At 33.9% G+C, this 10784-nt stretch carries 11 protein-coding genes and 2 pseudogenes; 4 read left to right on the top strand and 9 right to left on the bottom strand.

From position 1 onward, the window contains the following. Positions 1–300: 300 nt before the first annotated feature. From AC3WJF_RS16565 to AC3WJF_RS16550, 4 genes and pseudogenes are all read right to left on the bottom strand, one after another. Positions 301–822 carry a DinB family protein gene (locus AC3WJF_RS16565; protein WP_492454155.1) on the bottom strand — a complete coding sequence of 174 codons (522 nt, stop codon included), beginning with the start codon at positions 820–822 and terminating at the stop codon, positions 301–303. 31 nt (positions 823–853) lie between these two features. Then, positions 854–940 (bottom strand): annotated as a pseudogene (locus AC3WJF_RS16560) (DinB family protein); the annotation flags it as partial. Positions 941–1011: 71 nt separating this feature from the next. Then, positions 1012–1095 (bottom strand): annotated as a pseudogene (locus AC3WJF_RS16555) (hypothetical protein); the annotation flags it as partial. Positions 1096–1194: 99 nt separating this feature from the next. Continuing rightward, the gene (locus AC3WJF_RS16550) at positions 1195–2157 is read right to left on the bottom strand and encodes a helix-turn-helix transcriptional regulator (protein ID WP_492454154.1); all 963 of its coding nucleotides are present in this window, start codon (positions 2155–2157) and stop codon (positions 1195–1197) included. A gap of 536 nt (positions 2158–2693) precedes the next feature. On the opposite strand from AC3WJF_RS16550, the gene AC3WJF_RS16545 reads away from it, so the two are divergent. Next, positions 2694–3503 carry an MBL fold metallo-hydrolase gene (locus AC3WJF_RS16545; protein WP_492454152.1) on the top strand — a complete coding sequence of 270 codons (810 nt, stop codon included), beginning with the start codon at positions 2694–2696 and terminating at the stop codon, positions 3501–3503. Between the two features lie 210 nt (positions 3504–3713). Here the strand turns inward: AC3WJF_RS16545 and AC3WJF_RS16540 are convergent, their stop codons facing one another. Both AC3WJF_RS16540 and AC3WJF_RS16535 read right to left on the bottom strand, forming a co-directional pair. Beyond that, complete coding sequence (locus AC3WJF_RS16540; RefSeq protein ID WP_492454159.1) at positions 3714–4964, bottom strand: DUF445 domain-containing protein; 1251 nt, start codon at positions 4962–4964, stop codon at positions 3714–3716. A gap of 147 nt (positions 4965–5111) precedes the next feature. Continuing rightward, positions 5112–6473, bottom strand: a complete 1362-nt coding sequence (locus AC3WJF_RS16535; RefSeq protein WP_492454150.1) for an amino acid permease — start codon at positions 6471–6473, stop codon at positions 5112–5114. A gap of 235 nt (positions 6474–6708) precedes the next feature. On the opposite strand from AC3WJF_RS16535, the gene AC3WJF_RS16530 reads away from it, so the two are divergent. Next, entirely contained in the window at positions 6709–7971 is a 1263-nt protein-coding gene (locus AC3WJF_RS16530; protein WP_492454148.1) for an ATP-binding protein, read from the top strand. A gap of 82 nt (positions 7972–8053) precedes the next feature. Here the strand turns inward: AC3WJF_RS16530 and AC3WJF_RS16525 are convergent, their stop codons facing one another. Next, the gene (locus AC3WJF_RS16525; RefSeq protein WP_492454147.1) at positions 8054–8482 is read right to left on the bottom strand and encodes a GNAT family N-acetyltransferase; all 429 of its coding nucleotides are present in this window, start codon (positions 8480–8482) and stop codon (positions 8054–8056) included. 557 nt (positions 8483–9039) lie between these two features. Between AC3WJF_RS16525 and AC3WJF_RS16520 the strand changes: the two genes are divergently transcribed. Beyond that, the gene (locus AC3WJF_RS16520; RefSeq protein ID WP_492454145.1) at positions 9040–9417 is read left to right on the top strand and encodes an SET domain-containing protein; all 378 of its coding nucleotides are present in this window, start codon (positions 9040–9042) and stop codon (positions 9415–9417) included. Positions 9418–9569: 152 nt separating this feature from the next. Continuing rightward, positions 9570–9779 (top strand): hypothetical protein, encoded by a 210-nt coding sequence (locus AC3WJF_RS16515; protein WP_492454143.1) that lies wholly within the window; start codon positions 9570–9572, stop codon positions 9777–9779. 289 nt (positions 9780–10068) lie between these two features. Here the strand turns inward: AC3WJF_RS16515 and AC3WJF_RS16510 are convergent, their stop codons facing one another. Together AC3WJF_RS16510 and AC3WJF_RS16505 are read right to left on the bottom strand one after the other, a co-directional pair. Beyond that, positions 10069–10443 (bottom strand): VOC family protein, encoded by a 375-nt coding sequence (locus AC3WJF_RS16510; RefSeq protein WP_492454142.1) that lies wholly within the window; start codon positions 10441–10443, stop codon positions 10069–10071. A 17-nt stretch (positions 10444–10460) separates the two neighbouring features. Continuing rightward, positions 10461–10784 (bottom strand): hypothetical protein, encoded by a 324-nt coding sequence (locus tag AC3WJF_RS16505; RefSeq protein WP_492454140.1) that lies wholly within the window; start codon positions 10782–10784, stop codon positions 10461–10463.

Raw genomic sequence — 10784 nt, 5'->3', positions numbered from 1 at the left:
TAGATCGGTTACTGGACCTGTCCCCCAACATAAACCTTCATTTCCATAGATAAGTCTAATAATTGATTACACAATTAACAACGTTTTTGACAATGCTCTTAACACATATTTTATAGTGTGACCAATAGCTATTGCTCACCTGTTAAAATCTGTGCTAAATCTGTTGCTATTTTCAGTATTTAAACCTAAAAATCCTTGTCATAATAAAAAAAAGAAGCAAGCGGATATATATGCTAATTTGCTTGCTAAAACTCATGTTCTTTTTATTTTTCTACCTCTGAACCGAACTACTTACATAAATTACCGTGCTTCTTCTTTTTGTTTCTCATACAAATAAAATATGTAATCTGTGGATGCTCCGGGATAACCTAGTTGTCTCGACATCGCAGTAATATTTCCTCTGTGGTAAGTTCCATGGTTTGATACATGCTGCACCAACTCAGATACAGTAGATTCTAATTTTCCGAAGTGTGGATGCTCTGCCACAATAGATTGATCTTTGTATTCTAAGCTAGAAAAAAGCTCTTCATATTGTAATGTTAAATCTCGATAGGCATTTTCAAGATCTGAGAGAGTTATTGAACTTATTTCCTCTGATACCCCACTCATCATTGCCACAATTTCACCAAAGCTTTTCCCCTTCATAACATTCAACCAAACCATATCAACTGTATAGATATGCTTGGCTGCATCTAAAATAGTTGGAAATACACTTTGAATTTTCTCCTGTACAATTTCCTCAGGTATTTCCTTCAGTTTCGCAAACACCATTTGATTCGCCCAAACATGATAATCATAAATCTTTGTAAATTTTTGTTCCATAATAACCCTCCTCATCTTTTATCCGGTTGTTTTAAAAAAATGGCAACTTTTCAACACCAATCATCCTTGCATACGTAAATAATTGACCTTTATGGTGGATCTCATGGTCTCTAGCGTTTTCAAAGCTTCTGCCATTACTTTTTTAGAGAAAATCTCTAAGTTCGTACTTCCTAAATTAAAATTCGCATATCCCACATCGTCCAGATTCCATTCAACCGGTAATTGTAATAAATCCCTGTAAAACTCTACACTTTTTTTAAAATCATTTACCAAAAGCCTAAAACCATAGAATTTCAAAATATTTTACCTCCTAATAAAATCATTCTATGGTCAGCATAGCCCACTTTCACTGTCAGATCTGGTCAGTGAAAATTATGTTTGATAAAAATTATTTAGTTCCGTGGTGATACTAACTAACTTCTCTTTCAAAAAACTAGGTTCTTGCACTTGAATGGACTTTCCATAGGACAAAATTAGATGCGGTAAATAAAAGGTAATCAAATTTCTATCCAGCTTAAAATGTACATCATGAACAGATCTTTCTATTAAAACATGTCCTAATAACCAGTGCTCACAAAGGTTATCAATAGCTGATACGTGTCCTTTTATTCGAACAGAGATTAATTCTGTAGGGTCCTGTATGCCAGGTAGAATACTATTCATAAAAAATTTCCGTGCTGAGAATTCTAATGGTCGCTCAAACGTTTGATCTGTCGTGGCAATAGTAATGATCCTATCAACCCGAAAACTCCTAACCTCGTTGCGAAGATGGCAAAATCCTACGACATACCATCTATTTTTCCAGAACAATAGCCCATATGGATCGAGTTGTCTGCAAGAATGTTCCTTCCCATTCCCTTTTATATACTCTATGGAAAGCGTTGTTTCATTTGCTACTGCTTCTTCTAACTGTTGGAGAGTTTTCGTTCTAGGTGAATGAATCGGTGAATGGATTACATCAAATCCGATGGAATGACGATTTATTTTCTCTAGTTGCTCTTCATTTGTATAAAACTTTAATTTTGATATAGCAGATTCTAGTGCATCACCATAAGGGTATCCTGCTTCTTGCGCATACTTTGCCGCATGAATTAGTGCTTTTTGTTCCAGTAATTCAAAAAATAAAGGGGCATCATTAAAATGTTCCAATAAGCTATACCCGCCGTTATGACCAGAATCAGCAACAATAGGCACCCCGCTCGCACACAATGAATCGATATAGCGGTACACTGTCCGAATGCTAATTTCTAATTCCTCTGCAATCTGCTTCGCCGTCATTTGCTTTCTTGATTTTAATAACCATAGGATTGATAGCATATTATCTGATTTGGACATTACTATTATCTCCTTTTTTAGTAACCCCTTACCCATACTCAATTTTTTGTGTTTCATGTTTATATTCTCATTTATCCACTGATTTTCCTCCCACCTTTTTTTAAATCAAACGTTTGATTAAATCGTACAAAGCCTTTCCTACCAAGCGATTATCCAACTAATCAAACGTTTGATTAAATTATTTTTTCATAAATCTCCTCGTTAAGAAAAGATTACTTTTCACAATTGGTCTACTATGATCTTTTTGATAGTTACATTTAATAAGAATGAAAGAAAATAAGGTTGAACTTTCTTATTCATCTAGCGTGAAAGGTAAGTGAATCGCATCTTTCCTTGTTAATGTCCAAAAAGGGTAGTATATATCGATAATGAACCTCGTATTAGGAAGGAAACATTGCAGATTAAATAGAATATAAAGAATCTGAGAGATGAAAAAGAAGGAGAATATTATCAAATGTATAGTAACAACCATGAACATAATTTACGATAAGCATACAAGTTAAATAAAGGTAACTTACATAAGGAGAGTAACCAATTTGATACAATTTAAAAATAATAATATTACCATTTTTGAAAGTCAGTTATTTAAAACTACATCTACCGTTATCCAAACCGATGATTGTGTAATAGTAGTTGATCCAACTTGGCTACCCGATGAAGTGGAGAAAATTAGACAATACGTTAATAAAGTTAAAAATAAAAGACCAGTATATCTTTTGTTAACGCATTCAGATTGGGATCATATTCTAGGCTATGGGGCATTTCCTGATGCAATTGTAATTGGAAGTGAGAAATTAAGTGAACGGAATGATAAAGAACAAATTATCGAACAAATACAGTTATTTGATAGTAAATATTATTTAGATCGCGATTACCCTATTGTTTATCCTAAAATTGACCTAGTAATACGTGAAGATGGACAAGTTATCAATATTGGCAATACCTCTCTAAAATTTTATATTGCGAATGGACATACTGATGATGGTTTATTTACAATAGTTGAACCATATGGTATATGGATTGCAGGAGATTACTTGTCAGATATTGAATTTCCATATATTTATTTTAGTAGTGAACAATACGAAGAAACATTAGCCAAAACAGAATGTATTTTAAAAAATCATGATGTAAGACTGCTTGTTCCCGGTCATGGTCATGTAACAGAATGTAAAGAAGAGATTCAGAAACGTAAAAAAGAATCCTTAAGCTATATACAGAAATTAAGAAATGCCATTGTTAATGAAAATGATAGTTTACAATTAATTGAAAAGTATTCATATAAAAGAGGGATGAAAGCCTTTCATGAAGCGAATATAAATTTAATTAAAAAGGAATTAGGTAGATAGATAACATCAGATGTTTAATAACTATCGGTATACTCACATAGTTCATTCTCTTGTTAATTGAGATAACGGAAACCAAGGACCTATGCAGCTACCATTAATATATACAAAAATGGCTACAAATCGAGGCTAGCAAACGCAGGAGCAGTTTTTTGAAACAGTATCAAAACACCTTATAAAAGAAAGTTATACTTCCTTTTACAAGGTGTTTCTTTAAAGCAATATTTTAAATGTAGTAAGAACCAATCCAATAATAAATCCGCATACCGCACCGTTTACCCGAATCCACTGAAGATCCTTGCCGACATTGGTTTCAACCAGTTCCACTAATTTATCATTATCAAGCTTATCCAAGTTTTCTCTTACCAGGCCGCCGATCTTAGAATGATTTTTTTCAACAAGATCCATCACTTGTTTGTGAATCCATTGCTCGATTTGATCCATTTTCTTTTGATCTACCTTTAAATCCTCTAATAGTTTTGTTAAAAGCGGAGAAATATACGGATCTAAATTATCATCTTCAATAAATGTTAGGAGCTTTTCTTGTATTTCCTTTAAAATTCCCGTGATTTGCTTTTTGGCATCCCATTTTTCTAGAAAGCTGGTTTTCCAATGATTTAATTCTGAAATAACCTGTTCGTTTACTTTTAGGTTCTCCAAAAATGTGCGTGCCTTCCCAAGCAAGACATCTCTATTTTTACTATCACTGTTGCGAAGATCTTCAATACCTTTTGTAACAAGTTTATAAATGATGTTCCCAAGCGTTTCTTCATTGATAAGATTACGAAATGACTTGATTGCAAATTTAACAAAACCATCTACATCCGCATTGTCGATTAATTGTATAGCTAAGCTTCCTAACTGCTCACGGGTGCTTTGCTTTGCAATCCATTTTTCCACTTCTACTAGTAAATAATCAAATGTCTTTTCATCATATTGTCCTGCGAGCGTTTTATCGATTACTAGTTCAAGAAGAGCTTTGACATCAAGCGACTGGGCCTTAAGCTTTACTTCTTTTTCTAGAATTCCAGCTAGTTTCTCCACATCTATTTGAGCTACTAATTTTTTTGCAAAACTAGATATGCCTTTCCGCACTAGTTTGGAATCCATATTCTTTTCCAGCTCTTCAAGCAATTTATCTGAAATTCGAACCCCGGCCACCTTTGATTGAATACTTTCCTTTGAAAGCCAATTGTTCTCTACCAAATTCGTCGCAGCTTCCGTCATGCGCTTTCGATTATTTGGCAATATTGCTGTATGTGGAATAGGTATACCTAATGGATGGCGAAATAATGCAGTTACCGCAAACCAATCTGCCAATCCCCCAACAACACCGGCTTCAAATGCGCCTTGTAAAAGCCTACCGATTATATATTCTTGAAATGGTATCGTAATAAAAAAGCCTAAAGCCATCACAATTAGAAAAAGAGTTGCTAAATATCTAGAGTTTCTTTTCTGTTTCACCAATCATCGTTCTCCCTTAATTATGAGGATATAATTAATATTATCTCCAAATTTCGAATTTCCTCTTCATTTATTGTTATGCTATTTCGCATTCAAAGTCAATCAAAAAACCGCCTAAGTTGTCAGGCGGTTTTCGTATAACACTTTTTACCTTTTTAATAATTTCATAAAATAGTAACTAATTAATAGCAGGATAAACCAAACCGGTGTGACAAATAACGCTACTCTAGTATCAGCAGCAAAGCCGAGTAAAACGAGAACGAAAACAAAGAATGCCAGTACAATCCAGTTTGAAAATGGTGCCAATGGCATTTTAAATGGATTTTCTTTTGCATTATCCGGCATTAACTTACGATAACGTAAATGGGACACGAGAATGACTCCCCATACCCAAATAAAGCAAATCGTTGAAATACTTGTGACTAAAGTAAAGACCTTATCCGGCAATAAATAATTAAGTAATACCCCAACTAATAACACTAACGTCGATCCAATTAATGCCGGTGCAGGCACATTTCGCTCATTCAAATGTTTTAGCATTTTTGGAGCTTTTCCATCATTAGCAAGTGTATATAACATACGGCTTGTACTAAAAATACCGCTATTGCAAGAAGATGCCGCAGATGTTAGCACGACAAAATTAATAATTCCCGCTGCAGCAGGTATCCCAATTAAAGCGAACACCCTTACAAAAGGACTGCTGGAAGGGTCTACTCCATTCCAAGGATATATCGACATAATCATAAACAAGGCACCGATATAAAAAATTAATATCCGAATCGGAATACTATTTATCGCTTTCGGAAGTGTTTTCTCTGGATTCTCTGCTTCACCTGCTGTAACCCCTACAAGCTCGATACCGACAAAAGAAAAGACAGCCATTTGAAAGGCTAGTAGAAATCCAGAAGATCCATTCGGAAAAAATCCGCCATGATTCCAGAGATTCGCAAAAGAGGCTTTTGTTTCGTGACTCTCAAAGCCCATAAATACAAGGACAAAACCAATGACAATTAGAGCTACAATCGCAATAATTTTAATTAAAGCAAACCAAAATTCAATTTCACCAAAAGCCTTCACTGTTGCTAGATTAATAAGAAGTAAGACAAGAACACATATTAGCGCAGGTATCCATTGCGGAATACTTGGCACCCAAAATTTCACATACATTCCGACAGCCGTTATCTCCGCGATTCCTGTGACAATCCAACAGAACCAATATGTCCAGCCTGTAATAAAGCCAGCCCACGGTCCTATAAAGGTTTCCGCAAATTCTGTAAAAGATCCTGTAGTAGATTTATATAATAATAATTCCCCTAAAGCACGCATAACAAAAAATAAAAGAGCACCGATTATTAAGTAAACAAGCATAATCGAAGGTCCAGCAAGATGTATTGATTTTCCTGCTCCAAGGAACAACCCTGTTCCTATTGCCCCTCCAATTGCGATTAATTGAATATGTCTGTTCTTCAATCCTTTTTCCAAATTTCTTTCTTTCGTCAACTGTGTCATTTCATCACCTTCTCATCTAGTTTGTCTTGGTATTAATCCAGTTATGAAAATACAATATTTCGAATTGTTCATATTATATATTTTTTTGACAGAAAATACAAATGTTGCTTTAATAGTATAAAAGTCCCATTTTCTAAATATAATCTAAAAATACTAGAAGTAATTTAAAAGGAGTTTTTATCACTTGTATAGAAATTAAAATTATGTTTGTTATTGTCGACTAAGGAGAGAATCCATGGAATTTCACTATGACAACATTTTACTCCAATTACTTGTAGTACTTTTTCCATTTGTAATATATTTGGTCCTAGTTAAAGAGAAAATAAGCGATGTAAAAAACAAAGTCATGTTCGGTGTTACTTGTGGTATTGCAATTACGTTATCACTTTCATTCGCGATACATATCAATAATGGTAAATTACTAGATTTGAGGCTTGTTCCATGGTATTTGGCATTTATTTATGGAGGAAATATTACTGGAGTAGTAGTCACATTATTCTACATAATAATTCGCTTTTTATTCGGTGGATCCGGAGTGTTTCCGTCTTATATTGTTATATTTATCGCCAGCATTGCCTTGTTTGCATTTAAAAATAAATTTTTTACTTTTTCGTTAAAGAAAAAGTTATCAATTACCTCTTTGTTCATTGGCTTAGTTTCGGCTCTCATACCGACTTTAGGCTCCTTCATCATGAATGAAAGTTTGACATTTAACAAATTTATTATTTATTCAATATATGTCCTTGAAAATGTAATTGTTGTATGGCTCGTTATTTATTTGATTGAGTCACATATTGAAAAAATAAACTTATTTAGCGAAATTCAACGTGCAGAAAAATTTAATGTTATAGGACAGCTTGCGGCGAGTGTTGCTCATGAAATCCGCAATCCTATGACAAGTATTCGTGGTTTTATGCAAATATTGCAATCTTCCAGTAGAATATCCCTTTCTGAAAAAGAATATATAAAAATCTGCATCGAGGAAGTAGACCGGGCAAATGCCATTATCGCTGACTATCTTGCATTAGGGAAAGACCATTCCTCTGAAAAAGACAGTTCTTTAGATATAACGATTGAATTAAAAAATGCCATTCGGTCTCTCTCCTCTTTTGCAACACTTAATAATGTAAAAATTAATTTTCAGCATAAATTTCCTGTTAATGTCAAAGGAAACAGTAGCCGGGTGCAGCAGTTATTTATTAATCTTATTAAAAATGGGATAGAAGCCTCCAACGGGAACGGGATGATTACGATAAAAGTAGAAACTAATCAAAAACATGTTCATATCTCTATCGCAGATAACGGAGAAGGAATGAGCAAGGAAACTATTGATCGTTTCGGACTCCCCTTTTATTCCACAAAAGAAAAGGGAACAGGACTTGGTTTAATGGTATGTAGACAAGTAACGGAGGAAATGGGCGGAAGAATAAATGTAAGCAGCACTAAAGGAATAGGAACGGTTATTTATTTGACGTTTCCGAGAATCATAAAGTCATAGCTTTTTTCTTTAAATGCTGGCAGTAAGTTCTGCCAGCTTTTTTTTAATCCTAGGACTATTACGGTCGTATATTATCCACCCGTTAAATTCTTTTTAACAGCATATAATGTGTACATCCCTCAGGAAAATCTTCCACCAAACCATATACTTCATAGCCTTGTTTTTTATAAAATTCAGGTGCTTGGAAGCTAAAAGTGTCCACCCTTACCATCCTACAACCCTTTTCAATAGCTAGTTCCTCTGCTCTGTTTAATAGTTTTGCCCCAATATCTTCACCTCTGAGACTATCATCCACCCATAAGAATTGGATAAATAGGCAATGAAGCTTGGTGCTTCCAGTAATGCCTCCAAGTATATTTCCTTCTTCATCGTTTACTGTAATGCTAATATCCTCATTATTAAATGCCTTTTCGCTATCTGAAAGGTACTGCATATTATATTCTATTAATTTTTGCCGAATGTATGATGCGTCTTCCTGGCCTGAAGTAGTACGAAAATATAGCTTTTTCACTTTAATAATCTCCTTATATACAAGTATTTTACTTTTTATTATTCTCCAAGCTTTTAATAAGTCCTTGTTTTTCCGGACAGAGATTCCGTTATCCGTGACAAAAGTGGTGATTCCGGAGCTTTGTCGGACACACGTTCCGTTAATATGGCAAATGACAGCTATATATTAATGATTTTCATCTAGTAACGGAATGTGTGTCCTATTATAAGATGAAAATAGAGTTTTATAAGGGAATAGCGGAACCTGTGTCCGTGTAAATCGGGAATACTCAAGTTCCTTTTTTATGGGGGTCTGCTTCGGATTGAAGCATCTATCCTTTTCATCAGAAAAAGGATATTTTTGTTATTAGTGTATTGTTTTTACTCTATATTGAGATTGGTATTAGTTTATTTATTGAAATAGCTTGGTTAATTACCGAGTAAAATGAATAAAACTAATTAAATTGGGTTCAACCTAGAATAATAAAGATTAAGCCTCATTTTTTAATAAAAATGGCTCATTGTTCAATTTAATGTTACAGTTAGGAAGAAAATTTTTAAAATGAGTAGGTGAACAACATGATTGAGGTAAAAACATCTCCAATTAGTGATGGAGAATTCAATAGAGGGGTATTTGCTACATGTGATATCAAAAAAGGAGCGCTTATACATGAAGCTCCTGTCATTGCTTATCCAAACGACCAGCATCAATACATTGAGCAAACTCTACTCGCTGATTACGCTTTTGAGTATGGGATAAATCATACTGCGATCCTTCTTGGTTATGGAATGTTGTTTAATCATTCTTATGAACCTAATGCAAGGTATGAGATTAATTTTGATAATCACACATTTGACTTCTATGCTTACACAGATATAAAAGCAGGGGATGAAATTCTAATCAATTATAATGGTGAAGTTGATGACAAAGATCCACTGTGGTTTGATCAGGACTAAAAAGGATAGTAAAATTTTCAAAATAACAATCTGCTTAATGGTGCGCCAGGTCATGTTATAATGAGAAACTTTGGATAATGAAGACTTTTGATCATAATGGAACGGATGCCATAAAAAGCTTCCGTCTAGCGATAAAATGGAGGTGTAAGAGAATGAATAAACGATGGACAATCGATAAAATAAAAGAATTTGTTGAGAAAAATTCGGATAGTAAGTTGCTAACGACGGAATATCATGGTTTTTCTCAAAAGTTACTATTTAAATGTGCATGTGGTAGCAATTTTGAAAAAACATTTACGAAATTCAAAAATAATCACCAACGTAAATGTGATGTGTGCCAACCACCAAAAACGTCCCGTTAACGTATACCTCCATACGAGATTGCTTTATTTCATTTTAGGGATTTTTATTTTTGATTACTAAAAATTGATTTAAATCGCCTTACTCCTATTTTCTAAATAGCAGTGAGGTGATTTTTTTTTTATTTTTGCTAATCACCGAAAAGATTTGACGTTAATTTAATAAAGATTAGGAAATTACACCTTACATTATTATGCAAATATCAGCATTTAGTTTTAAAGAAGCTATTATAAAAAGCCTGATCTCTCCTTTATCAAGAAATCAGGCTTTTAAGTTCGAAATACCAATTATTCAACCGGTACATATCATAACGATATTTTTATCAGGATCACTAACAGTAAAAAATGCAAAATCCTCAAATCGAACAATATCCGATTCCATTGTATATCCTAACTGCTTAATATACTCATACGCCTCATCTATATCATTCGTATGAAAATTAAATAGTGGCTTCCCAGAAGGATTGATTTGTTTTGTTGTTCCAGCCGGACCTGCATCTAATGTCAGACCAGTATGGTGATTAATCTTTATGTTATACACCGGTGGACAAATTTCTGCTAAATTATATTCTTGCCCAAGTAAGTTTGAATACCATTCTACGGATCTTCCCAAATCACTAACATGTACAAAGATCGTGTTGATTTGATTTAAAATGGGACTTTGCATCACTCATCGCTCCCTTTTTAAAAGAAATATTGTCGATAATTATATAAGGTACAAATAATCGCCAACAGGGTATATGCAAGTGATGTAAAAAAAGCAGTATTAGGCGCAAATTTATAGGTATCTGATTTTAATTTAAAATTCGTTGATTCCGTTTGCACGATTCCATCCGTTAAACGCGAGGTTACACCGCCTTTCGAAGTGAAGAACCAAATGATAATACTAAAGACTAATCCCACAGCAAATGAATAGTCTATAAACTTCGTATTTGTAAAATAAGTTACCCCATAATTAATGCCGAGTAAGGCTAATAATGTAAAACAAATAGTTATAACCCTTTTCAT

It is taken from the genome of Heyndrickxia sp. FW510-T9 (assembly GCF_058781025.1).
Note: the sequence above shows the minus strand (reverse complement) of the source record. Positions and strands in the feature narration are given on the sequence as shown.